We start from the raw sequence: 24,896 nt of genomic DNA on the forward strand, positions 1-24,896 counted from the left end.
ACCTTTTATTGGGGCCATTTCGAGACTGGAGAGGCTAGATAATGTCTACGACCTCACTAGGGCGGCCACAAATAGCCATTGCCAAGGCCATTCTGACGTACACACCACCTTTTGCCTGTATAAAATACCAATTATGGGGCGTATCATCCAGATTACTATCAAGCTCCCCCATTCGGGGTAAAGGATGCAGCACAATAGCTTGTTTTTTCAAAGGAGAATTATTATCTATAAAATATCCAGACCCAAAATCTCTATGACCCGCTGTTTTTAGGGATATAGCATTCATATAGACCACATCGAGCCGGGGAAGAATATCTCCAATCTTATCCGTTAACCTTATTTTTAAACCTTTTTCCTGAAGCATTGATAATTGCGCTTGCCTAAACGGTTCTTGTTCTTCCTCATCACAAAGCACAAAAACCTCTGAGAAAAACTCAGGAAAACAGCTCATGAGTATCAAGAGGCTTCTCGCCGCTCGCATTCGAGCTGGCGCTCCAATTAAGCCAATGGAGAGTTTTCGACTTTTTCCTGACAGAATGGAAGGGTTCCACTTAAGAAGTGCATATAGATCGATAAGGGATTGCGTGGGGTGCTCATCTATCCCGTTACCAGCATTGATGATTGGTATACTTAAATTATTAGACATAATTTTCACTGAATCTTCAGAAGAATCCCTCAAAACTACACAATCACCATAATTACTTACCATCTCTGCAACATCTCTTAAGCTCTCTCCGACACCAATACGTGTTGTCCCTTTATCTGTAATTGAAACAGTACTCCCTCCAAGTCGCAGCCAGGCGCTTTCAAAAGATAGCCTCGTCCTGGTGCTCGACTCAAAGAATGCGCTGATTAAGATTTTATTATTTAAATGACATGAGAATTTTCTGTTATCCAGCTCACAACGAGCGGCAAGTCTGAGTAACTGCAATATTCCATCTCTATTAAGCTGACTGCTCGATATAAGACTTTTACCAGTCAGGGACTCTAAGTATCTACCCTGCTCCGGGATAGCCTCTACCAGAGTTTTTGCCATCAAATTTGTATCTTTGTCGAACGGAGCGCTAGTCATCATAACCAAAGCCTAAATCAAATTTGAGGGGACAATTATCGCTTGAATAATCTGCGTGCAGATAAAGCACTTACAATACGGTTACTTAAATTCATACATCTAGTACCACCATCAAACTAAGAATCTTCAACCAATTTTATTGAACCTTGTTCCAATACGGTGTTCTTTCTAGCATTTCCTGCTGAATATCTTCTGGAAGAAGTTGAAATGGTGGAATTCCCTGCTGTATCTGCCATCCACCTCCGAGCGATAGATACACCTGCACCAGGTTCGCTGCCACGGCACCTCGCGCTATCGCCAAAATATCCTGCTGCTGAACATCTGATATCAGCGTAGTTATCACAGTATCAAATTCCACTTGACCATTAGTATATTGAGACAGGGAAATATCGACAGATCGCTGGGAGGCCTGGGCAGCCACCTCATAGTGAACTAATTGCCTTTGAGATTTTATATAAGCGACAATAGCGTTCTCCACATCAGCTTGCGCTAACAGAACTATTTGCTGATAGTCAGACACCAACTGCTGGAAAATCGCATCCTGTAGCCTGACATTGCTCCGAAGTCTTCCGTAGTTAAAGAGATTCCAGTCAAATTCAATAAAAAGGTCCCAGGCACTACTGCTGCCATTAAGTTGACCGCCATTGATATCGATAGCCCCTATCTCCCCACCAATACTAAAATTTGGATAGAGTTCCGCCCTCGCAACACCTATTAACTCACCTTGAGCTGCCAGCCGTCGCTCTGCTGCACGGATATCGGGTCGCTGCCTTAGTAAATCCTGAGGCATACCAACAGTAACGACTTTAGGAATCATAGGTATGGATGAGGGAAAAGAGACGATGTACCTCAAACTATTAGGAGGTATTCCCAGAAGGACTGCCAGGGCATTTTCAAACTGCTGTAAGCTTATCTCCAGTCCCGGCACACTGGCTTCTGTGTTACTGAGCAAAGCCTGCGCTTGCTCCGCATCCAGTGCACTGACCTCTCCTGCACGAAATTTGACTCTCGCGATCCTTAAACCCTCACGTTGTACGCGAATGTTTTCCCTGGCAACTTCTAGCCTGCGTTTCGTTGTGCGAATATTGATATAGGTTTGCGCCACCTGGGCAATAATAGAAACCAGCACACCATCATAGTCAGCTATGCTGGCTTCAAAATCTGCTGCGGCCGAATTAACCAGCCTTCTTAACTGCCCCCAGGTATCTAATTCCCAGGTTAAATTAAAGTTCGGGTAATATTCAGTCTGCAGATTGCCAGTGATCCCCGATCGAACATACTTTGAACGATCAATAAGTCCCTCAAGCTGCTGTGTTTGGGGATACTGGTTACCTATTGCAATAGCTAGCTGTTGCTGGGCCTGGAGAGCCCTGAGAGCCGCAGAACGCAGCTCCAGGTTATTCTCAATCGCAAGTGAGACTAATTCGTCCAGCGTCACATCTGAAAATGCCCACTGCCACCACAATGGGTTAACGGCTTCCAAGGTATCCAGTTTTGAGCTGGTTTGATAGATCCACTCACTTTCGACCTCTACCGGTGGGGGATGGTAATCTGGCCCCAGCATACAACTACTGCCGAAGATGAGCAGCAATGCCAACAGACACCCCTGTAGGCTCCGTATTAACCCTTTCCTGAAACTATTGGGATTGCACCGGTTCATCTTGCTCGGTGCCCGCAGAATTGCTCATTACTAGCACTGAGCTGGTAAATCCAACACGAAGCTTCACAGATTCGGGGACTTCTGTCAGATGAATCCTGACGGGAATACGCTGTGCAAGGCGAATCCAGTCAAATGTGGGATCTACCATTGGCAATAAGTCATTACCTGCAGTTCCATCTTTGCGAGCAATACCCCAGCCAATACTTTCAACATATCCTTCCAATTCTAGATGAGGATAAGCCATCAACTTCATAAATGCCTTATCCCCCGTAGCGATCCGACGAACAAAAGTTTCGCGAAAAAAACCATCAATACGAAAAGTGCTTATATCAACTACAGAAAGTGCAGGTTGGTTGGCGACGGCCTGATCACCGTAACGAAAATCTATATTGGTGACATAACCAGTAACCGGAGCAACAACTGTTGTGTATTCGAGATTTAGCCGCGCCTGCTCCAGCAGCGCAAAAGCCGCACGAACGCCCGGGTTATCGGCTCCAAGCGCTCCCAATTGTGCTCTAACCTGCTCCAGCTCCGCTTGGGATTGCTCCAAAGCAGCCATAGATTCCACCAAGCTGGCTTCTGCACCCGCTCGATACTCAATTGTGGATTCATACTCAGCCTGAGCCGCTTGCAATGCCCTTACTGATGTCGCTCTCTGGGGTAGCAGCTCTCTCTGCCGATCATATTCAGCTTTGGTTCTTGCAATTTCCGCATCAAGCGCGCCGATATTACTTTTTGCCAGATCAATATTTGCTATTGACTCCCTAATCCTGGCCTCATAAGCGAGAATATTCTTGTTTTGCGCTCGGTATGTATCGAGAGCTTCCTCGTACTCTGCCTTGGCCTCTTCCAAGGCTGCTTCATATATTCTCGGATCAATCTGAAACAGTAGTTCCCCTGCTTTAATAAACTGATTATTCTTAATAGGCAACTCAACTACCTGTCCAGTTACCCTGGGAGTCACTTGAATAATGTCCGCCTGCACTTTTCCATCCCTGGTCCAGGGATTATTGAGATATCTCCAGAACTGGATAATAAGTAACAGCAGTGCTACAAGCACTATTGTTCCAGTAAAAATATATTTTCTATACCTAGCCACTACTATATTCCCAAGAATATCCTTCCTATAAAAATTGAATAAATTACACTGAGGGAGATAATAACAACCGGTGGATTGGCAAAATATCGGGATAAACGATACCGATCCAAAAGCCTAGCGGTTAACAAGGCCGCAACAACACCAAACAAAGCTATCACCAATATTGGTGATAGATAGAAACTGCCTATTGATATATCGTGCGGTACTCTTTCCATTTAAAACCCTACAGACATTAAAGACACCTTTCCTCACAGAAAGCCTTCCAATCCACAGATTCTGAAACGCGACGAAACTCTGCCAGATAGTTATTGATGCAGTGGGTAACACCCAAGAAATAAAGAAAGTTTGTTACACCCTCTCTGGATTTTTCACTACATTCCCTTAGCTCCATCAACTCACCGACATCAATATTTGCCCTTTCAAATATCCTCCTATAACCTCTTCGCAGGGATTCAATATCAACCTTTTGGTTGCCACCAGAAAAATAGATAAGTATTTTGCTTGCAAGCCGCCTCCATATAAATGCCTCGCGAAGTAATCTTTTAGGAGCCACAAAATTTATTTTCTTCTTATCTATCTTATATAACAGCTTAACCTGATTGGATATCAACATAGCCAAACCTATAAGGCTTTGCATCTGGCTTCTGGTCATACCCCGCATTTTTTTATCAGAAATGCCCTCCACCCAATAGAACACTCTCTTCCTTGAGATCATAATAATATTCAGGTGGTACAATATATATAACCTGAAAAACAATGATTCTCTCTTTTTTTTCGGAATATCACCCTCCACCACCAGCCATGCGGCACTATTGAGAATCCTATCAATACTTCTCTTCAGGTTTATTTCTGGGTGAGCAGTGAAGGGGATATTTCTTGAAACGGCCAAAATACAAAAAATTATCGCCAGCACAAATAGATAATTTGTGTAAACTACAAAACTATACTCTTGAGAGTTGTTAAAATTAAAAATAATCTGGGGAAAGATAAGAACCAGGGTTCGAATCATCGACTGGGGTCCAAAGACCTTATTCGAAGAAAAGCTTACTACAAACGTCCATACAAAAATCACGACAGCCAATGAATAAAATCCGTGCAATTTCGGCATTAGAAAGAAATATATAGGTGCCGATAATATGCACACTAAAATCGTGAAAACACAGGTTTCAAACAATTGAATTTTAGGGGTCATTGAGGCGAGAATACCTATTACTGTTATCAGTAATATAACCAGCAATCCACCAATCATGTCAGGGATAAAAAGATATGCCAGATAAGCGATCCACATTCCCATCTGAACACGGACAATATTAGTCAACCTGTCCGGGTCGGGCATCAAAGCTCCAAGCCAGCCTATGCCATCACTACTTACCTGTCTCGAATAGGAGTCACCCCGTGTTTGTATATCATTTACTGAATCAATTAGAGATCGGGTTTCAACCTCCAAGTCATTTAAGGATTTTCTAGTAACGGCTAAAGCAGCGGTTTCAAAGGTTGACAACCTCTTTACTTCTTCAATATTTCCTCGAACCACTCTCCCATTGGCACTATCTATAGGCATTTCCTCTGAAAGGGCGCTTTCCACTTGCGCGAGGCGCCCCTCAATGTCAGGTATATATTCCTCTACACCAATAAGGAATTTTGATATACCCAGATCACCTGAGAGTGCTAAGCTTTCTTCCAACTTCAAGAGGGACTGCGTGACGGCTGTCGCAGATTGACCAAAGTGACCCCACTGCTTTCGACATTCCCACACCTCATAACTATCTGAGCTCGCATCGCCAATGGCTGTTTGTAAGCGCGTATCAAGCTCTAAAAGAGCAACACGCTTTTTACGCCTAATCTTTATTTTCTCGCCACTTCTAACCAGAGAAAAACAATTATCCACAAATCGACGATGTTCTCTCAATAAATCCAGAGATGCTCTTCTTAACTCACCACGACTACAGTTAGGCCAGATCAAAACGGCTACCAATCCGTAGACAATTATTCCGAGCAAGGACTCCTGAATACGTAAAACCCCAGCCTTGTAGGAGATAGAGAAGTCGCCACCAGTCACATCCCACAACAAAAAGATGACATACCCACTTGTAAGCCAAAAATACTGATAGTTTGATCTCTGTAAAAAATAAACACAGATAGACACCCAAATAGATAGGGCAATCATAAACAACCAGCGATCTTGTGGAAATAACGCGACGATTATCCAGCCAGCCAGCAAGGCAAATAGCGTCCCTAAAATCCACAAAATGGCTCGATTAAGAGACTGCCCCAAATTCGCCTGACTGCAGACAATAACAGCGAATCCAGCCCAAAAAGGCTTCTCCCAATTCAGGCCCAAGGCAATGGCATAAACGATCACTAAAGCTGTTGCTAGCTTAATAGACTCTTTAACATTACGAGACAACTGCAAAGCTTTCTCCGACCATTTCTACATACTATTGCTTCACCATTTTGATCTTTGGCACAGCAATATGTATCTACCCTAAATACAAGCTGGATAACCAAAAGGGAGTATGGCATATAAAAAGGTAGAGAAATCTAAGACCTGGGGGCTTAGCAAAAACGGCCCAAGGCCTAACAATCCGCCCACTGGTATGAAATACAAATTCTGCCAGCTTATAAAAATAAACGCCTAAAACACCAAAAGGATTAGGCATGCCTTCCTAACCTCTCTTCTCACAATCCTGAAGCCCAAGCCATCCCCCATCTTCGCCCAGCACCTTTAAATACACTAATTATAAATCCTTAAGGCAAGAAGGGAACGCGGTATCAGCGGTATTACCGGACCAAATATTAGTGCCAGAGCTACAATCTAAGGCTTCATTATCATCTAAAAGATCATCTAAGCCGCTTCCTGTTACCGTATTCCCACTGATTACATTGTCCTGATTAGGAAAATCGTATGGGCCACCAATAAAAATTCCATAACTTGCACTACCCAGCACTGAATTGCTGGCAATAACGCAAAACGATGCACCCACCGACATTCCATTAATTGGTTGCTCCGCTAGCACGATCCCCAAATCATTATCCTGCAGATTATTGTTTGAGATGTTGGAAAAGAAACCACTTGCAATTATTCCATACACAAGAAAACCTGAGATGCTGTTACCCACCACTACATTTCTCACACCGAAAACATCAATTCCAGCCGCCTCAGCGTTATTACTATTTGACAGCGTATTCTGGCGAATAAGATTGCTATCACTTTCTACATTAATAGCAATATCATCTGAATCCTCTACAGTTACCCCTACAACCGCATGAAAACCATCCCCACGTAATGACACCCCAATTCCACAGCCTCTCAGTTCCCCACCAGTTAGCCGAGCATAAGATCCAGCCATAAGTATACCAGCGCCACTACCGGTACACTCCACCGAACCATCACCTACCATGGTTAACTTACCATCGGGACCTTCAATAGTAAGAGCAGGATCTTCACTACAGGAAAGGGCCTCACTTAATTCTTGAGCATCAGTAATCGTATCACCACATTGAACATCTGCTGTGGCTAGAGAAGAAAAAGCCGAAATCGATATTATCAATCCCGCCAGATATCGTTTATTCGGAGAATTAAACATAGCTGGAGCCCCGTCGTGAAGTTGAAATTAAGCTTCAGTGTCGGACTCCCAAAGGTAGCCTGCCATAAGAATATATTCTCATTCTAACTTAAACAATAAAGATACACCTTATGACTAAGTTTTATAAAGCCAGCGCCAATGTATCGACAATCGCCCTTCTATAAAAACTTAAGCACTACCCCAGCCTATCAATTGACATGCAACCAAAGAGCATTCCCAGATTAAGAACTTAATTAATCACAATTTGTTTTTTAGGAAACCGTATAACACCGCCACTTTCCCATCGATAATTATCTTCCACTTCCAGATTCTTAAGCTGAACCCCTTCAGGATTATTAACCCCTTTAATAAATCTTCCCGAATAATCCCAAAACCCCAAATGACATGGGTCTAATAGGCCATGCAGCGGTATATCAATCGAAAATCCTGAAGAATCCTTAAGGAGACACGCTGAATGAACACCCAGCGGATAATAAACAAAAAAGTCTGGTATAGCTCCTTCACTATAGTAGGGGCCATTTGTCAATTTATTATTAGCAACAAGTTCCTTCAAATATTCTTCTGTAGGCCGATAAACTGCTAAAGGCCTACCCTCATATTCATAGATTTTCATCTTGCCTTTAGGGATTGAATAAACACTAACAGTCAAAGGCCTATCCGTTACAGCAGATGGTTTCAAGCTTTCAACAAAGGGGTATAAAGAAAATAGTAAGCCGACACAAACCACCCCCCAGACACACCGAACAAGAATTTTCCTTTTGCTCATCACAATTCCCTAAGATGCACTACCTAATTTTGCCTCAGCCACCCACTTCAATAATGAATATTAAAGATGGCAAGTTGCGCAAACCGAAGCCCCATAATACAACTTAAGAGTCAGAGGCTCCCCCACAAAATTAGCTGCGACAATCTGGATTAGCGCAGGGTAATAGAGCTAAAACCGATTAATAGCTGATGCAGATACCCCAAAATAAAAAAGGCCCCATTGGGGCCTTTTCAATCTCAATTAGCTCAGCAATTATGCATTAAGAGCTTTAAACTCGCGTCTACGACGGTGCAGAACCGGCTCGGTATAACCATTTGGCTGGGCACAACCTTCGAATACCAGCTCACAAGCAGCCTGGAAGGCAACGCTCTTATCAAAGTTCGGTGCCATATCGTTATAATTGGAGTCGCCGGCATTCTGGCGATCTACCACAGCAGCCATACGCTCCATGGTTTCACGCACTTGCTTTTCGCTAACGATACCCTGCTTGAGCCAGTTGGCGATATGCTGAGAGGAAATTCTCAGGGTTGCACGGTCTTCCATCAGGCCTACATCATTGATATCCGGCACCTTGGAGCAACCCACGCCCTGCTCTACCCAGCGCACTACATAGCCGAGAATACCTTGGGCATTGTTGTCCAACTCAAGCTGGATATCTTTAGCACTCCAGTTGGTTTCAGCCGCTACCGGAACCGTTAAAATATCTTCCAACTTAGCGTGATGGCGATGTTGAATCTCTTCCTGGCGGCGATTCACATCCACTTTGTGGTAGTGCAAGGCATGCAAGGTAGCAGCCGTGGGCGACGGTACCCACGCCGTATTGGCACCTGCCATTGGGTGGGCCAACTTAGCGTGCATCATGGCTGACATCTGGTCTGGAATTGGCCACATTCCTTTACCAATTTGCGCCCTGCCCTTCAGGCCACTGTTCAGGCCAACATCCACATTCCATTCTTCGTAGGCGCTAATCCAAGTGGATTGTTTCATATCACCCTTGCGAATCATGGGGCCTGCAAGCATGGAAGTATGAATCTCGTCACCGGTGCGATCCAGGAAGCCAGTATTAATAAAGACTACACGCTCTTTCGCTTCGGCAATACAGGCTTTGAGGTTCACTGTGGTGCGTCGCTCTTCGTCCATAATGCCCATTTTTACCGTGTAACGGGGCAGATCGAGTGCATCTTCGATTCGGTTAAACAGAGTATTGGCGAAAGCCACTTCCTCCGGGCCGTGCATCTTTGGTTTTACGATATAGATACTGCCTTCACGGGAATTCTTGATCGGGCTCTCACCACGGAGGTCATGCAAAGCGATCAAGCTGGTGATCATACCGTCGAGAATCCCTTCGGGGATTTCCTGGCCATCGCCGAACAGCACTGCATCGTTGGTCATCAGGTGGCCAACGTTGCGTACAAACATCAGACTGCGCCCCGGCAAGGTAACCTGGTTGCCATTCGGGGAGGTGTACTCACGATCTGCATTGAGCTTGCGCTCAAAGGACTTACCGCCTTTGCTGATGATTTCCTTCAGGTCGCCCTTCATCAGACCGAGCCAATTGCGGTAAACCACTACCTTATCTTCAGCATCGACAGCCGCTACCGAATCTTCGCAATCCATAATGGTGGTCAGCGCGGATTCCATTAGCACATCTTTAACACCGGCATCATCGGTTTTGCCGATGGGGCTCTCGCGATCCACCTGGATCTCAAAGTGCAAACCGTGCTGCTTCAGCAGGATGCTGGAGGGCTCTTCACTGTCACCCAAATAACCAACAAACTGCTTGGCATCTTTTAAGGTGGCGATGTCGCCACTGGCCTGTACCACTTCCAGCAGTGAACCATTGATGCGGTATTGCACCGCCTCAGCGTGACTACCGCAGGTAAGCGGGGCTGACTGATCGAGGAAGTTGCGTGCATATTCGATCACTTTAGCGCCGCGAACCGGGTTGTATTCCGTACCTTTTTCCGCGCCACCCTCTTCACTGATCACATCTGTACCGTAGAGTGCGTCGTAAAGGCTGCCCCAGCGCGCGTTTGCCGCATTGAGGGCGTAGCGTGCGTTCATTACCGGCACAACCAGCTGAGGTCCCGCCAGGATGGCGATCTCTTCATCGACATTTTCGGTAGTTGCGCTAAATTCAGCAGGCTCGTCGGCGAGGTAGCCGATCTCTCGCAGGAAAGTCTGGTAGCCTTCCAGATCGCGGAAACCCTCGGGGTTGTCCGTGTGCCAGCGATCCAGGGTCTCCTGCAGTTCATCGCGTTTTTCCAGCAAGGCGCGATTTACCGGGGCCAGATCGTGGACAATAGATTCCAATTTGGCCCAGAAAGCTTCGGCGCTAACTCCAGTTCCTGGAATCACCTCCTCGCAAACCAGGTTGTAAAGTTCTGGTGCGATTTGCAGATCGCCGATTTGGACTCGTTCCGTCATACCCAGGGCCTCTCATCAGATTGTTGGAATAGCGGCATTCTAAACAGCCATTTCCACATACCGCTAATTTATAGACACAATTCCCACTATTCATAGATCGAATTTTTATGACAAAGCAGTTGATGTGTGTTTGCCCGGACAGAACCGCGCAGACACAGCGCCCACCTGCAACATCGTTACAAAGCGCGGCCAATATCGAGAATTAAACGGCGCAGCCAGCGGTGCGGGGCGCTCTGTTGCAACAGCGGGCTCCAAGCCATTTTTAACTCCAAGTTGGGAATATCCAGGGGCGGATCACGCCTCACCACGCGGGGATTATCACTGGCCAATTGGGCCAAGCGAGTGGGCACCGTTACGATTAGATCGCTCTGTTCAGCCAGCAGCATAGCTACCTGGTAGTGACGGGTGAAAACGGAGATATCCCGCTTCTCCCCCAAACGACCTATGGCCTCATCCACCCAGCCCAAGCGCTGTACATCTTCCGGGTTAACCCCGACACCCACCCCCATACCGGTCTTGCTCACCCAGATATGCTGGGCTTCCAGATAACTCTGCAGATTGTAATCCCGGAGTATCGGGTTATCGGCGCGCATCACACAGGAGAAGCTGTCGCGCCATACGGTGGCCTGGTGAAAGCTCTGCGGCATGCTGTCAAAGCGGTTGATCACCATATCCACTTTGCCCTGCTCTACATCCACAAAGCTAACATCACTGGGCGTCATGATATCCAGGCTGATACCCGGGGCGTCATCCCGCAGTTGCTTTAACAGCGGCGGTATCAGGGTGGACTCGGCGTAGTCACTGGCCATGATGCGGAAGGTGCGGCGTGTATTGGCGGGGTCAAAATCCCGATTTGGCTGGATAACCCGATCAATGGAAGAGAGTGCTTCGCGCACCATCGGCTGCAATTCCAAAGCCCTTTCCGTGGGCATCATGCCCTCGCGGGTGCGCACCAGCAACGGATCGTCAAACAGTTCCCGCAGGCGCTTCAGGCCATTACTCATGGCCGGCTGGGACAGCCCCAGGTAATTGGCTGCACGGGTCACATTGCGTTCGCGCAGTAGCACATCGAGGTAAACCAGCAGGTTCAGGTCAGCTCTTTCCAGTTGCATACATCTATTCGCCAAATCGATAGTGAAAATAAAATCAATAAATTAGGCAAATTATGCCACTCCTCCTAAGATACTCAACACCTAATCGCAGTCACCGTTTAAGGATTTACAGTCATGTCCACTTACACTCAAGACATCGACGCGGTAGCAAAGCTCCGTGAAAGCCATGGCAGCTCCTGGGACGCCATCGATCCCGAATCTGTTGCCCGTATGCGTGCCCAGAACAAATTCAAGCACGGCCTGGATATCGCCAAGTACACCGCTGATATCATGCGCGCCGACATGGAAAACTACGACAAGGACACGTCCAAGTACACCCAGTCCCTGGGTTGCTGGCACGGTTTCATCGGTCAGCAGAAGATGATTTCTATTAAGAAGCACTTCGAAGGCAACACTGACCGCCGCTACCTGTACCTGTCCGGCTGGATGGTTGCCGCTCTGCGCAGCGAATTCGGTCCTCTGCCCGACCAGTCCATGCACGAAAAAACTTCCGTAGCCGCTCTGATCGAAGAGCTCTACACCTTCCTGCGCCAGGCTGATGCCCGCGAACTGAACGACCTGTTCCGCGAAGTGGACGCCGCTCGCGAAGCTGGCGATAAAGAAGCTGAGAAAGCTGCCCAGGACAAGATCGACAACCACAAGACTCACATTGTACCGATCATCGCCGACATCGATGCAGGTTTTGGTAACGCCGAAGCAACTTACCTGCTGGCCAAGAAAATGATCGAAGCGGGTGCTTGCTGTATCCAAATCGAAAACCAGGTTTCTGACGAGAAGCAGTGTGGTCACCAGGACGGTAAAGTAACCGTTCCTCACGAAGACTTCCTGGCCAAGATCCGTGCAGTTCGCTACGCATTCCTGGAACTGGGCGTAGACAACGGTGTTATCGTTGCCCGTACCGACTCCCTGGGCGCTGGCCTGACCAAGCAAATCGCTGTAACCAATAAGCCGGGTGACCTGGGTGACCAGTACAACTCCTTCCTGGATTGCGAAGAAATCGATGCTTCCGAGCTGGCCAACGGCGACGTAATCATCAACCGCGAAGGCAAGCTGCTGCGTCCTAAGCGTCTGGCTTCCAACCTGTTCCAGTTCCGCAAGGGCACTGGCGAAGCGCGCTGCATCCTGGACAGCATCACCTCTTTGCAGAACGGTGCAGACCTGATCTGGATCGAAACCGAGAAGCCTCACGTTCGCCAGATCGGCGGCATGATGGACGAAATCCGCAAAGTCGTTCCCGATGCGAAGCTGGTTTACAACAACAGCCCGTCCTTCAACTGGACCCTGAACTTCCGCCAGCAGGTATTCGATGCCTGGTCTGAAGAAGGTAAAGACGTATCCGCATACGACCGCGCCAACCTGATGAGCGCCGAGTACGACGACTCTGAGCTGTCTGCAGCGGCCGACGAGAAGATCCGTACCTTCCAGGCCGACGCGGCTCGCGAAGCTGGTATCTTCCACCACCTGATCACTCTGCCGACTTACCACACTGCGGCCCTGTCTACCGACAACCTGGCCAAAGAGTACTTCGGTGAGCAAGGTATGCTGGGCTATGTGAAAGGCGTACAGCGCAAAGAAATCCGCCAGAGCATCGCCTGCGTTAAGCACCAGAACATGGCTGGCTCCGACATTGGCGACGACCACAAAGAATACTTTGCTGGTGACGCTGCCCTGAAGGCTGGCGGTAAAGACAACACCATGAACCAGTTCGGTTAATCGACCGGTACGGTTTCAGTAAATTTGAGGCGGCACTTGCCGCCTCTTTTTTTGAACCTATTGGGTTCATCTCAAAGCACCGCAAGTTTGCCTATGCTTTGATCTCTGCAATTTTTATTACTTGGGCCGCTACTGCGGCCCTTTTTTATTCCGAAACTGAACTACGCCGGTTCTTTCCCTCGCAAAGACAACTCCTCGGCTAGCCTTAAAGCACCCTCGTTGAAATTCGCGCATCATGAGCGATCAAAATTTAATTCTGATATTCAATTGCGGCAGCTCGTCAGTGAAGTTTTCCGTGCTGGACCCAGATTCGGGTGCAGAACATCTTGCTGGTATCGCGGAAGCCCTTGGCACCCCCAAAGCCAAACTGAAGTGGCACTATCAAGGAACAGAAGACTCCCATCGGCTCGCGCTGGATAGCGACCACGCGGCGGTAATTAATGAGCTGGTAACACAGTTTGACCGAGCCTGGTCAGAGTTACAGGACGGGTTAAAAGCGATAGGTCACCGAGTCGTCCATGGCGGCGAGCATTTCTCCAGCTCCGTTCTGATCAATCAGAAGGTGATGGCCTGTATCGAAGAGTGCTGTGACTTAGCCCCCTTGCATAACCCCGCTGCTCTCAAGGGGATCTACGCCGCCCTCGATGCATTCCCCCAACTCCCCCAAGTCGCCGTTTTTGATACCGCCTTTCATCAGCAAATGCCGAAGTATGCGTATCTATACGGGCTCCCCTACCCACTGTACGAAGAGCACAAGATCCGCCGCTATGGCATGCATGGCAGTAGCTATCAGTACATTGGCGAGCGGTGCGCCGAACTACTGGGAAAACAGACGGCTGAACTCAATATCATTGCTGCCCACCTCGGTGGCGGCGCCTCTATTTGCGCCATCAAACAGGGTTGCAGTGTAGATACAAGCATGGGGCTTACACCTCTTGAAGGACTGGTAATGGGGAGTCGCTGCGGCGATCTGGACCCGGGAATACTCCTCTACTTACAGCAAGCGCTGGGATATACCCAAGCCTCACTTGAGCAGCTGCTAAATAGAGAAAGCGGTATGTTGGGCATATCCACCCTGAGCAGTGATTGCCGCGCACTGGAGCAAGCTGCCGAGAAAGATCATCAGGGAGCCAAACTCGCCCTGGAAATATTCTGTTACCGCCTGGCCAAATATATTGCTGCTTACACCATCCCCTTGGGTAGCGTCGATGCTTTGGTATTCACAGGCGGTATCGGGGAGAACTCCTCCGGGGTGCGAAGCCGGACCATCGAATGGCTCAAACCCTTAGGTTACCAGCTCAACCCCGAAGCCAATCAGAAAACCAAGTCGCAAGTGGAGGGCTTAATCTCTGCGCAGGAAACTCCCAACATCCTGGTAATCCCCACTAAGGAAGACTGGATTATTGCCCGAGATACATCGCGCTTGGTGCAGTCTTAAACATGCTGCGACACAGTAACGCCAGAACCCTGATGCTGGTTCCCCTGGAAGCGGGGGCCGGTATCACCTCCGTGAGCCTGGGTTTAATTCGGGCGCTAGACCGAAAAAGTATTGAGCTTCAATTTTTTAAACCCGTCGCCGAACCCCCACCACCAGACGGCACTATAGAGCGCACCACTGAAATCTTGCGGCAAACATCCAACCTGGCCATCCCCAGCTCGCTGAGTGCCGAATATGCGGACTCGATGGTATCCACCGGAAAAATGGCGGATTTACTGGAAGAGATTCTCGCCCGTTTCGGACGAATCTCGGCGAAGGCTGAAGTTAATGTGATCGAGGGCGTGCTACCCAGCCGCGACAACCCCGTGACTAACCAACTGAATTATCAAATTGCCAAAACCCTTGATGCAGAAGTGGTACTCGTCGCCTGCCCATCTCCCGGTGCCAGCGATTCAATCAAGCAACTTCGCGAGAGACTGGAATTTGCCGTACGTCTTTATGGCGGCGAGGATGCAAAGCGCGTAGTGGGCTGCATCATCAATAAAGTGGGTCTGCCTGCGGAAATTATGGATACTCCTGGAGCTCATTTAATTGGACTGCATTCACAACTGGAATCTAGTAAAGAAAGCCCCCCTAGCCTGACCCCTGAGATACTTTCAAAGCAGATTCCACTGCGTATTGTCGGTTTTATTCCCTGGAATGCAGAGCTGCTCTCCCCCCGTGCACTCGACCTGGCGCGGCACTTTAATGCAAAGGTACTCAATAAAGGAGAGCTGGAAACACGCAGGTTGCATACCGTCACTTTCTGCTCCCGCTCACTGCCCAATATGTTGAGAAGATTTAAGCCTGGGGCCATGCTGGTAACTTCTGCCGATAGGCCCGATGTGGTTGTGGGCGCATGTTTAGCCGTGATGAATGGAGTCAAAATTGGATGCCTGCTATTAACCGGCGGCTACCATTTGGACAAAGCCATTTTGAAACTGTGCACCCCGGCCATGGAAACAGGCCTACCCATTTTATTAGTGCCTTCCAATACCTGGCACACTGTGATGTCACTGCAGACTTTTAATTTACGCACCCCATCAGATGACAGAAATCGCGTGGACCGGGTACAGGAATTTTTCGCCAGTCGCCTGGATGAAGAGTGGGTGGAATCACTGAGCCAACAAAGTGAAATCCCCAAACGCCTTTCACCTCCGGCATTCCGCTACCACCTCACAGAACTGGCCCGGCGCCGCACTATGCGGATTGTCCTACCCGAGGGAACTGAACCCCGCACCATTCGCGCCGCCCAGCTCTGCCTGGAGAGAGAGATTGCACACCCGGTTTTACTGGGCGAAGAAAAAGATATTTTCAAAATTGCCGAGCAGCAAGGGTTAAAGCTCAATAAAAAGTTAGAAATTGTCGATCCCAAGGCTGTGAGGGCACACTATGTGGAGCCCATGGTTGCCCTGCGTAAAAACAAGGGACTTACTCAAGTAGTGGCACTTGAGCAGCTACAGGATAATGTGGTTCTCGGAACCATGATGTTGGCATTGGGTGAAGTGGATGGACTGGTGTCCGGAGCTATTCACACAACAGCCAATACCATTCGGCCCGCCCTGCAACTGATCAAAACCGCCCCGGATGAAGAGCTGGTTTCCTCGATATTTTTTATGCTGCTCCCTGAACAGGTACTGGTCTACGGAGATTGCGCGATCAATCCCGATCCCGATGCACAGCAACTCGCCGCTATAGCCATTCAATCAGCAGATTCCGCAGCGGCATTTGGTATAGAACCCCGAGTCGCAATGATCAGTTACTCCACCGGCACATCCGGCAGCGGCAGCGATGTCGATAAAGTCCGCAAGGCCACCCAGCTGGCCAAACAGAAGAGACCGCAGCTAATTATTGATGGCCCCCTTCAATACGATGCCGCCTTAATCCGCAATGTCGCTGCCCAAAAAGCCCCGCACAGTCCCGTGGCCGGCAGGGCCACAGTTTTTATCTTTCCCGACCTGAATACCGGCAACACTACCTACAAAGCCGTTCAACGCAGCGCTGACTTAGTGAGTATTGGGCCAATGTTGCAGGGATTGCGCAAGCCGGTTAACGACCTATCACGGGGCGCACTCGTGGATGATATTGTGTATACCATTGCCCTCACCGCCATCCAGGCCCAGGGCAAACTTCACTGATTTTATTTACTCACGGCGCAGGGGCCTTCGCTGGTCGATATACTCTTGTAACGCGGCCGCAACGGTATAGGCTTCCAGCCTGTGCTCATAGGTCTCTGTATGATCGTACCCCATTCGCTGTAAGCAGCGTTGGATATAGTCGGCACTTGAGGATTTATCGTGCCAGACCCGGCGGCCTTTAAAAATATTGGCCAACACTTTCCACCAGCTTTTATCAGCAGAGCGCAAGTGCTGTAGGGCCACCGCTAGCAGGGCTTCCTCATCAGAGAAATCAGTACCCAGTGGATAGTGAGGCAGTTCCGCCAGGCATTTTTCGTCATTGAATACACTGGCGAGATGTTCAGGTGTGTTGTTATTAAAACTCTCGGGAATCGAAAAGCTTTTTTCTATCTTCCCCGCGTGCTTGGCCTGCTCTAGCAATACAGCTTGAAAGCGGGTATCACAGATACTGAGCATAGCCACCATTACATCCCGGTCTGTTTTACCACGCAAATCGACTGCGCCATATTCCGTCACAACCACATCGCGCAAATGCCGGGGAATTGTCGTGTGAGGATATTCCCACACAATATTACTCTCGCAGATACCATCGCGCATTCGTACACTTGGGAGTGCAATAATGGATCGGGCCCCAGGCAAGTCCCAAGCCTGGGCGACAAAGTTATATTGCCCTCCCACCCCACTCACCACGTGGTTATCCACCAAGGCATCCGAGACAACCGCCCCCCCAAGGGTCACCATCATGGCTGAATTTACAAAGCGCGCATGCTGTCGCTGCGCCAGCTTTAGGTCTCTTTGGGATTGGAGGTCATTGGTAAAACTGATGTCAATCATATCGAGACCTGCACCCTCCTTAGGGTCCAGATCCCGCAACTCTCGATACATAAGTTCCGGCCCCAGATAGAAGCCACCATGTAACCAGATCCCCCCAGCGATCTTTTTATTCAGGCAACTACCAATTAGACGGCGGCGCCCATGTTCGCTGTGAAGATCACACTCCTCTTCTTCACCATCAGGAGTCAGCAACTTATGGCCCCGCCAACTGTAGCTGGGGTCCACAATGCCAAGCTGCTGTAAAAAATCTGTATCTGCCACGGTTAAAGGGCAACTGATACGGCCAGCATTCTTTAATGCAAGCAGCGTTTCTTCCTGCACAGTATCAGTAATCTGATCGCTATCGAGCAGATGTTGAATTGTCGCATCAGCGTAGACTTTACGGGTCAGAACCCCCGCTCTACGCAAATGGAGAAAACCGTGGGGCACCATTTCACTGGCCCCATAAAGGCCCCTCTGAAATGTACCGGTACACAGAGGTAATTCCTCTCGGTAGCGCTTTGTATCCTCTTCCACCAAGTCATTCAGAATCCGGCAAAAGAGGGCGTTTTCCTTATGCCTCAAGCGCAGTACATGGCAAACCGCATCTCCCAGGGCGCCGATACCTACTTGAAGGGTTCCCCCATCTTCAACCAGACTGGCGATATGGTAGGCGATACTGTATTCGGTAAAGGTTACCGGCAGGGCCGGAGCCGCAAACAGCGGCGTATCAAAAGTCTCGCCTTTCAACAAAAAGTCAAAAGCACTGGCCGGTAGCTCACTGCTTCCATGGATATAGGGCAGCTGTGTATTTACTTCACCCAATAAAAACAGGGGGTAGTCCTTGCGCTGAGCTGCCAGCTTTAGAACAGGCAGTGTCAGGTCTGGGTTACAACTTAAACTGTACTTGTCTCCACACTCTGAGGGCGCCACCATTTGCGCAATAACGTTAACCCCCCGACTGATCAGCTCACCGGGTACCTGGGTATAATTTGCACTCACGTAGTGTTGCTGTGCATAGTTGTTGCCGAGCAGCGAACCGGGCTCCATAAAGAATTCAATAACCTGGATATTACCTGGCAGGTGCCCTTTCCTCCTCGCGGGAACATAAGCAAGGTCTTGGTATTGACTGTAATGGGTATCCAGAAGTGGCTGGATAAAGCGCCGGGAAATATCACTATCCCCACGGGGGCGCTCCAGCGTCAGGGCCGTAAATATCGTCAGTGAAATCGTATGATCTTCTGCCGCTCGAGCGTATAGCGTATTAGCGAAATGGTTTGCTTTACCAAGCCCCAGCGGTAATGCCAGAACTATTTTTTTGCCGACAACTTCTAAGAGCTTATCGACACACTCCTCGGCACTGGTAAAGCTCTCTGGAGCATTCTTGTGCGCAGATTCCATCGGAGGTAGCTTTCCTCAAACCCTATTGGACTGTGCCCGCACACCCACCCAAGTGCTCGAAGTGATCCACCTGAATTGCCTTCTCTACAGCATCCGCTGCATCGTAGAGTATCTCAGCCTCTTCATCGCTGATTAGATTTTTCTTTAACCCTTTTTCCACGCTATCCCTGCTCAGGTTGCGAATACCGCCTTTTTTTAATTTTTCACGAGCCCGCTCGGAAGCGCATACCCGATCAAACGCCTGCTCAACAATATCCACTCCATCCCCGGGAGTTCCGAGAAAGACTCCACTGGTCAGCCGGTCGCGAGTCGCCGACGGCGTCAACAGTAATTCCGCACAGGCCTTGGCTTGCCGATCCGATGCAGTGTGGACACTGTGACCCCAAGGCATGGTGAGGAAGTGCATTACTTGGCCAATAAATGGCCGGGGGAAATTTTGAAACACCTCCAACAAGTTGACTTCGATCTTATGCAATCCATCTCGCATGGCAAATTCCAGCAGAGGGAGGTCATCCTTAGGGTTGCCATCATCATAAAAGCGCTTCAGGGTGCAGCTGAGCAGATACAGCTGACTCAAGACATCGCCCAATCGGGAAGAAATCAATTCTTTTCGCTTGAGTTCTCCTCCCAGGGTCATCAAGGAAAATTCGGTGACCAGAGATAGCACCGCCGAATACCGGTTCAATTGCCGGTAGTACTTGGCGGCGTGCCCTACGTTGCGGGGGCTGCTGGCAAACAAGCCCACCGTCCAGCCGTGAAAAATACCCCGACAGAGGGTTTTGAATTGAAACCACATATGCTTGGGCAGCAACTTATCCAGTTCGTCCAAACCCGCTTCATGATCCGGGTTTTCTGCCGCCAACATTTCCTTCAAAATATAGGGGTGGCAGCGAATTGCGCCCTGACCAAAGATCATCAAACTGCGAGTGAGAAGATTGGCCCCCTCTACCGTAATTGCTACCGGTATCGCTCGATAAACATTACCCAGGTAATTTAATGGACCATCCATAATGGCCTTGCCCGCATGAATATCCATTGCATCAATAATGGCCTGGCGTAGACCACAAGTAGCATTGGCTTTCATAATTGCGGTGATCACCGCTGGCTTTCGCCCCTCATCCAGGGCACGGGTAGTCGTTTTATGGGCGCTGTCCAATACAAAGGCGATAGAAGCAATTTCAGCCAAGCGGCGTTGCACGCCTTCAAAGCGGCCAACAGGCACATTAAATTGCTCTCGAACCCGGGCGTAAGCGCCGGTCATGCGCGCGGCCATTTTTGCCCCACCGGTAGACAGGGATGGCAGAGAAATTCCTCGGCCTGCGGCAAGGGCACTCATCAGCATCTCCCAACCTTTGCCGACATTCTCCTCGCCGCCAATAATCCAATCCATCGGCATAAAAACATCTTTTCCCCAGTTGGGCCCATTCTGAAATGCTTGCAGCGCTGGGAGATGCCTCTGACCAATGGAAACTCCCGGTGTATCTGTGGGAACCAGGGCAACCGTAATACCCAGCTCTTCTTCATCGCCGAGAATATGGTCCGGGTCATAGAGCTTGAAGGCCAAACCTAACACCGTGGCTATCGGGCCCAAGGTGATATAGCGCTTGTGCCAATTAACACGCATACCAAGGACCTTTTCGCCTTGATATTCGCCGTAACAGACTACGCCACGGTCAATCATGGATGCCGCATCAGATCCGGCCTCCGGACTGGTCAGCGCAAAGCAGGGAATATCAGTGCCATCTGCCAGACGTGGCAAATAGTAGTCCTTTTGCTCTTGCGTACCGTGAGCCAGTAGCAGCTCTCCCGGGCCCAATGAGTTAGGCACCATTACGGTGACACCCACACAGGTACTGCGGGTGGTAATTTTGGTCACTATCTCCGCGTGAGCTGTCGGAGAAAAGCCTAGACCACCATACTTCTTGGGAATAATAATGCCAAAAAAGCGATTTTTCCGAAGGAAATCCCAAACATGCTCCGGAATATTGCGATCCACATAGCTAATTTGCCAATCGTTGATCATTCGGCACAGCTCTTCGACTGGCCCCTCCAGGAAAGCCTGCTCCTCTTCATTGAGCGCAGGTGGCCCCATCCCCAACAATTGATCCCAATGTGGTTTACCTGACAATAACTCAGCGTCCCACCAAACTTCACCCGCTTCCATCGCCTCCCTTTCTGTTTCAGAAATTGGCGGAAGTACCCGTTTAATAATTTTTAAAAGAGGCGCGGTAAAGAATTTTTTGCGCAATTCGCTCATTTTCACCTTCCATAGCGGCAGCCGTTGCAACAAACACTGCCAATTCCCGCAGGGTCAAGAGAGTCATCAATGCACAATAATAGGAGACGTTTGATTGCAGGTAAGAATTCACAGAAGAAATGCATGCCCCTACCCTGATAGACATTTTATTTTTCAACAAAACCGGCGTTATTTTTTTTAGGGCCATTGAAAAGTTATTGAGATTAGCTTTTTCTCACTCCGTCCACAGCAATTCGTATTGTGGGACCCCCTCACCCCCTTTCAATTAAACAACCATTTTTTCCAGGGACTTAGCCTTATAACTTTTTGAAAGGGAAAGAAAAATAAACAAGGATTTTGACATGAAGCGATTAACGGCAATATCTCTCACCAGCATCAGCCTGATGCTCCCTTCATTAATTTACGCCGATCTTATCGGCGAAGCACCGCGCTTAGACCCTGCAGATAGGATTAGCCAGGATGAAATTTCCCAAGGACAACTCCACCTCGACGAAATACGTGAAGCGGGGCTGATTATTTTCAGCACGCCTTTCAATCGTTACGACGGTTTTGGTGATGGCCCCCACGATTTTTCTGAACCGGACAACCACTCCCCCACCGGAGGTAACAGGCCCACCCTGCAAGGTAATGGCACATTCTTACGGGTCAATGGCCTCGATGCGCAAAATTGCCTGGAGTGCCACACCGTTATCAGCAATAGAACAACGCCACCCAAATTAGGCATTGGCGGAGGTGGAGGATTCGGAACCAGCGTATTATTCCGTCCCGCCAATATCGATGTTATCGATGAAAACTTTGACGGTATCGCAGAGTTTGATGGGCGGCTGATTAATCCGGTATTTTTATTTGGCGCCGGGGGGATTGAATTGGTTGGTCGTGAGATGACCCATGAATTACAAAATCTTAAACAACACGCCCTCAACAACCCCGGCACCATCGTTGAACTGGAAACAAAATCAGTCAGTTTTGGGAGCATCATTGCCGACGAGTACGGCAATTTGGATACAACCAATGTCGAAGGCGTCGAGCACGATTTGGTTGTCAGGCCATTTGGTCGAAAAGGTGACAACGCCTCAGTCAGGGAGTTCGATGTCTCCGCCTTGGCATTTCACATGGGGATGCAGGCCTCGGAAGCCTTTGGCGGAGCAACAGCAGATGCTGATAATGACGGAGTCGTCAATGAAATCACCGTTGGGGACTTATCCGCACTGAGTATCTTTATTACCACCCTGGAACCACCATTCGATGTCGATGACAGAGAACACCGTGACGGCCGGAGGCTTTTCTCCGATATTGGCTGCGCCGACTGCCACCGCCCAACGATGGTCACCCAGAGAAGGACCCTCCCTTATAAACTTACCGGCTCTCCAGAAACTCCCTTTGAAGACATTTTTTACGAAGTGGACCTCACCAAGCAACCGACAAATTTTCGCCAAACCCGCAATGGCGGAATAGAGGTCGCGATGTTCTCTGATCTCAAGCGCCACGACATGGGCGAAGGGCTGGCTGAGAACGCCTTCTTCCAAACGGACCAGCAAAACCGTGAGTTTATTACCGCACGCCTTTGGGGAGTGGCCGATACCGCGCCCTATTTACACGACGGCAGAGCCACTACGTTGGCAGAAGCCATTTTTCTCCACGACAGCCCCGGAAGCGAGGCCAGTAACGCAGCACAGAATTTCAAGTATTTAAGTGAAAATGATCAGAATAAGATCTTGGCATTTTTGATGTCCCTGAGAATGCCGGAGAACCCCGCTGATGATCTAATTGATCCCCGCTGAGTTGATTCTCAACAACTGGCAGCGCTTTTTCGCTGCCAGTTTCCAGACCCAATGGACTTACTGGCGTTTTTAAGTCAGTGCCTTACCCGCCACAATTACACCGTTGTTATCCGCGTAGAGGTATTCCCCCGGGCGGAAATCCACACCGGCAAAGCTTACTGCCAAGCCTCTTTCACCAATTCCCTTTTTTTCTGTTTTCATTGGATGGCTACCAAGTGCCTGCACCCCCAGATTCAGTTCCGCGATTTCATCTACATCGCGAATGCAGCCATACATCAGGATACCTTCCCAGCCGTTGGCAACCGCCTTTTCTGCCAACGTATCGCCAAGACAAGCCCGCCGCATAGATCCACCGGCATCTACTACCAAAACCTTGCCTTGCCCCGGTTCAGCCACCAGTTCTCGCACCAGGGAGTTATCTTCAAAACATTTGATAGTGACAATCTGCCCACCAAAACGATCTCGGCCACCGTAATTGATAAACATAGGATCAACTACTCGCACCTCATCAGGGTAGGCATCACATAAATCGGGGGTTGACTTGAGCATCAATATTCTCGCAGCAATCTATGGAAGAGAAGGATAATAGCGGGAAAAAAGTAGAAGAGCTAAGAGGCAAATAAATACCGGGTATCACCACGATGGATAATACCCGGCCAAGCCTTCGCTGCCACGAAATTGAAACTAGTGTGTTACACGAACCGGCGTGCCTACACGCACATGCTGATAGAACTTTCTCGCCATATGTGGGGGCATACGTACACAACCATGAGAAGCGGGATAGCCGGGCACATGGCCAGAAGCATGTAAACCGATACCGCCATTAAAACGAATGTAATTATTCATTTTTGCACCGCGATACACAGTACCCGCAGGGCGACGATGCTTTCGAGTATTTACATTAGATCTCACGACTCTGCCAGTGCGTCTATCAACAAAACTGCCATAAATAGACGAGCGGTGATAAGGGTGTTTGGACAACACACGAAAATGTCCGGGGCGTGTGCTGTAACCGCGCTTTCCCGAAGAAATACGGGAGACACCAACTAATTTCCCACCTTTATACAGATATGCGCGCTGCTCACTTAAATCAATTCTAATTGATGGACTACCACCCCTTGCTGCAGCGCGATCATCAAACCAATTAGATGCGCGTGGCTTTGCATCTGCCGGTGGCGCCGCCATTAAAGCCATAAGGCACATCATCAAAAAGACATGAAGTATGGGGATTTGAAACTGTCTACTCGTTTGCATAGCTCACCTCACCGAGTCTGGGTACCCTGCCCTGAATCCAACAGATAAACAGTCTGTCGGTAATTTTCAGGTGCGCGCCAGTGGGGCCAGGGCCCACGGCGAACATTTTTACGGAGCACATTGCGCAATCTGTTTTTCGATTTACACGCAACCTTAAGACTCTTCCGATTCTATTGAGGCGAGCGGAAAGATTTAGAATGAATTCTTCTGTGCGGATCAGCTGATAGAGGTTTGTATTTTTTGGTTAATGTGTCGTTTAAATTTTTCAAACACAATTAGCAGAACAAAATCAGATGTTTCTGGGTTTAACGGCAACAACGGACTCATTTTCCACCAAGG

The 24,896-nt window shown here is 48.9% G+C and carries 18 protein-coding genes; 4 read left to right on the forward strand and 14 right to left on the reverse strand.

Translation table 11 applies throughout. The annotated features are described in order from the left end of the window. Window positions 1–34 precede the first annotated feature (34 nt). The 9 genes from ACJJI8_RS19235 to ACJJI8_RS19275 all read right to left on the reverse strand — a co-directional run bounded on the left by ACJJI8_RS19235 (window position 35) and on the right by ACJJI8_RS19275 (window position 11,723). Window positions 35–1,075: an aspartate/ornithine carbamoyltransferase family protein gene (locus ACJJI8_RS19235; protein WP_444933405.1), complete on the reverse strand. Its 1,041-nt coding sequence runs from the start codon at window positions 1,073–1,075 to the stop codon at window positions 35–37. A 133-nt stretch (window positions 1,076–1,208) separates the two neighbouring features. Further along, window positions 1,209–2,669, reverse strand: a complete 1,461-nt coding sequence (locus ACJJI8_RS19240) for an efflux transporter outer membrane subunit (RefSeq protein WP_444933406.1) — start codon at window positions 2,667–2,669, stop codon at window positions 1,209–1,211. Between the two features lie 40 nt (window positions 2,670–2,709). Continuing rightward, complete coding sequence (locus ACJJI8_RS19245; protein WP_444933407.1) at window positions 2,710–3,792, reverse strand: HlyD family secretion protein; 1,083 nt, start codon at window positions 3,790–3,792, stop codon at window positions 2,710–2,712. A 41-nt stretch (window positions 3,793–3,833) separates the two neighbouring features. Beyond that, complete coding sequence (locus ACJJI8_RS19250; protein ID WP_353057030.1) at window positions 3,834–4,046, reverse strand: DUF1656 domain-containing protein; 213 nt, start codon at window positions 4,044–4,046, stop codon at window positions 3,834–3,836. Between the two features lie 17 nt (window positions 4,047–4,063). Then, a complete protein-coding gene (locus ACJJI8_RS19255; RefSeq protein WP_444933408.1) occupies window positions 4,064–6,244 on the reverse strand; it encodes an FUSC family protein in 2,181 nt (726 codons plus the stop codon). A gap of 325 nt (window positions 6,245–6,569) precedes the next feature. After that, window positions 6,570–7,418: a right-handed parallel beta-helix repeat-containing protein gene (locus tag ACJJI8_RS19260; protein ID WP_444933409.1), complete on the reverse strand. Its 849-nt coding sequence runs from the start codon at window positions 7,416–7,418 to the stop codon at window positions 6,570–6,572. 229 nt (window positions 7,419–7,647) lie between these two features. Beyond that, on the reverse strand, window positions 7,648–8,184 hold the full coding sequence (locus ACJJI8_RS19265) for a Rieske (2Fe-2S) protein (RefSeq protein WP_444933410.1): 537 nt from the start codon (window positions 8,182–8,184) through the stop codon (window positions 7,648–7,650). 252 nt (window positions 8,185–8,436) lie between these two features. Continuing rightward, the gene (locus ACJJI8_RS19270) at window positions 8,437–10,611 is read right to left on the reverse strand and encodes a malate synthase G (RefSeq protein WP_444933411.1); all 2,175 of its coding nucleotides are present in this window, start codon (window positions 10,609–10,611) and stop codon (window positions 8,437–8,439) included. A gap of 176 nt (window positions 10,612–10,787) precedes the next feature. After that, complete coding sequence (locus ACJJI8_RS19275) at window positions 10,788–11,723, reverse strand: LysR family transcriptional regulator (protein WP_108733532.1); 936 nt, start codon at window positions 11,721–11,723, stop codon at window positions 10,788–10,790. A gap of 114 nt (window positions 11,724–11,837) precedes the next feature. On the opposite strand from ACJJI8_RS19275, the gene ACJJI8_RS19280 reads away from it, so the two are divergent. The 3 genes from ACJJI8_RS19280 to pta all read left to right on the forward strand — a co-directional run bounded on the left by ACJJI8_RS19280 (window position 11,838) and on the right by pta (window position 17,051). After that, window positions 11,838–13,436: an isocitrate lyase gene (locus tag ACJJI8_RS19280; protein WP_282932507.1), complete on the forward strand. Its 1,599-nt coding sequence runs from the start codon at window positions 11,838–11,840 to the stop codon at window positions 13,434–13,436. Window positions 13,437–13,671: 235 nt separating this feature from the next. Next, window positions 13,672–14,874, forward strand: a complete 1,203-nt coding sequence (locus ACJJI8_RS19285; protein ID WP_444928094.1) for an acetate/propionate family kinase — start codon at window positions 13,672–13,674, stop codon at window positions 14,872–14,874. A 2-nt stretch (window positions 14,875–14,876) separates the two neighbouring features. Continuing rightward, window positions 14,877–17,051: a phosphate acetyltransferase gene (gene pta / locus ACJJI8_RS19290; protein ID WP_444933412.1), complete on the forward strand. Its 2,175-nt coding sequence runs from the start codon at window positions 14,877–14,879 to the stop codon at window positions 17,049–17,051. A gap of 6 nt (window positions 17,052–17,057) precedes the next feature. On the opposite strand, the gene ACJJI8_RS19295 is transcribed toward pta, so the two are convergent. The 3 genes from ACJJI8_RS19295 to ACJJI8_RS19305 are packed head-to-tail and all read right to left on the reverse strand — an operon-like array spanning window position 17,058 to window position 21,709. Further along, a complete protein-coding gene (locus ACJJI8_RS19295) occupies window positions 17,058–19,265 on the reverse strand; it encodes an acetyl-CoA hydrolase/transferase C-terminal domain-containing protein (RefSeq protein ID WP_444933413.1) in 2,208 nt (735 codons plus the stop codon). A gap of 22 nt (window positions 19,266–19,287) precedes the next feature. Further along, window positions 19,288–21,522, reverse strand: a complete 2,235-nt coding sequence (locus ACJJI8_RS19300; protein ID WP_444933414.1) for an acyl-CoA dehydrogenase — start codon at window positions 21,520–21,522, stop codon at window positions 19,288–19,290. Next, window positions 21,470–21,709 carry a hypothetical protein gene (locus tag ACJJI8_RS19305; RefSeq protein WP_444933415.1) on the reverse strand — a complete coding sequence of 80 codons (240 nt, stop codon included), beginning with the start codon at window positions 21,707–21,709 and terminating at the stop codon, window positions 21,470–21,472. Before ACJJI8_RS19305 ends, ACJJI8_RS19300 begins: the two co-directional genes overlap by 53 nt. Window positions 21,710–21,863: 154 nt before the next feature. Between ACJJI8_RS19305 and ACJJI8_RS19310 the strand changes: the two genes are divergently transcribed. Next, the gene (locus ACJJI8_RS19310; protein WP_444933416.1) at window positions 21,864–23,303 is read left to right on the forward strand and encodes a di-heme oxidoredictase family protein; all 1,440 of its coding nucleotides are present in this window, start codon (window positions 21,864–21,866) and stop codon (window positions 23,301–23,303) included. A 69-nt stretch (window positions 23,304–23,372) separates the two neighbouring features. Here the strand turns inward: ACJJI8_RS19310 and rraA are convergent, their stop codons facing one another. Continuing rightward, the gene (gene rraA, locus ACJJI8_RS19315; RefSeq protein ID WP_444933417.1) at window positions 23,373–23,852 is read right to left on the reverse strand and encodes a ribonuclease E activity regulator RraA; all 480 of its coding nucleotides are present in this window, start codon (window positions 23,850–23,852) and stop codon (window positions 23,373–23,375) included. Between the two features lie 135 nt (window positions 23,853–23,987). Further along, window positions 23,988–24,557 carry a L,D-transpeptidase family protein gene (locus ACJJI8_RS19320; RefSeq protein ID WP_444928099.1) on the reverse strand — a complete coding sequence of 190 codons (570 nt, stop codon included), beginning with the start codon at window positions 24,555–24,557 and terminating at the stop codon, window positions 23,988–23,990. Window positions 24,558–24,896: the final 339 nt, after the last annotated feature.

The sequence above is a fragment of the Microbulbifer maximicatervae (SeqCode) genome (genome assembly GCF_052467695.1).

What these genes read in the sequence shown, in the direction of transcription:
- ACJJI8_RS19310 (WP_444933416.1), top strand. Translation starts at nt 21,864, where the DNA reads ATGAAGCGATTAACGGCAATATCTCTCACCAGCATCAGCCTGATGCTC.
- ACJJI8_RS19275 (WP_108733532.1), bottom strand. Translation starts at nt 11,723, where the DNA reads ATGCAACTGGAAAGAGCTGACCTGAACCTGCTGGTTTACCTCGATGTG.
- ACJJI8_RS19320 (WP_444928099.1), bottom strand. Translation starts at nt 24,557, where the DNA reads ATGCAAACGAGTAGACAGTTTCAAATCCCCATACTTCATGTCTTTTTG.
- ACJJI8_RS19260 (WP_444933409.1), bottom strand. Translation starts at nt 7,418, where the DNA reads ATGTTTAATTCTCCGAATAAACGATATCTGGCGGGATTGATAATATCG.
- rraA (WP_444933417.1), bottom strand. Translation starts at nt 23,852, where the DNA reads ATGCTCAAGTCAACCCCCGATTTATGTGATGCCTACCCTGATGAGGTG.
- ACJJI8_RS19285 (WP_444928094.1), top strand. Translation starts at nt 13,672, where the DNA reads ATGAGCGATCAAAATTTAATTCTGATATTCAATTGCGGCAGCTCGTCA.
- ACJJI8_RS19270 (WP_444933411.1), bottom strand. Translation starts at nt 10,611, where the DNA reads ATGACGGAACGAGTCCAAATCGGCGATCTGCAAATCGCACCAGAACTT.
- ACJJI8_RS19235 (WP_444933405.1), bottom strand. Translation starts at nt 1,075, where the DNA reads ATGATGACTAGCGCTCCGTTCGACAAAGATACAAATTTGATGGCAAAA.
- ACJJI8_RS19280 (WP_282932507.1), top strand. Translation starts at nt 11,838, where the DNA reads ATGTCCACTTACACTCAAGACATCGACGCGGTAGCAAAGCTCCGTGAA.
- ACJJI8_RS19295 (WP_444933413.1), bottom strand. Translation starts at nt 19,265, where the DNA reads ATGGAATCTGCGCACAAGAATGCTCCAGAGAGCTTTACCAGTGCCGAG.
- ACJJI8_RS19250 (WP_353057030.1), bottom strand. Translation starts at nt 4,046, where the DNA reads ATGGAAAGAGTACCGCACGATATATCAATAGGCAGTTTCTATCTATCA.
- ACJJI8_RS19305 (WP_444933415.1), bottom strand. Translation starts at nt 21,709, where the DNA reads ATGGCCCTAAAAAAAATAACGCCGGTTTTGTTGAAAAATAAAATGTCT.
- pta (WP_444933412.1), top strand. Translation starts at nt 14,877, where the DNA reads ATGCTGCGACACAGTAACGCCAGAACCCTGATGCTGGTTCCCCTGGAA.
- ACJJI8_RS19265 (WP_444933410.1), bottom strand. Translation starts at nt 8,184, where the DNA reads ATGAGCAAAAGGAAAATTCTTGTTCGGTGTGTCTGGGGGGTGGTTTGT.
- ACJJI8_RS19300 (WP_444933414.1), bottom strand. Translation starts at nt 21,522, where the DNA reads ATGAGCGAATTGCGCAAAAAATTCTTTACCGCGCCTCTTTTAAAAATT.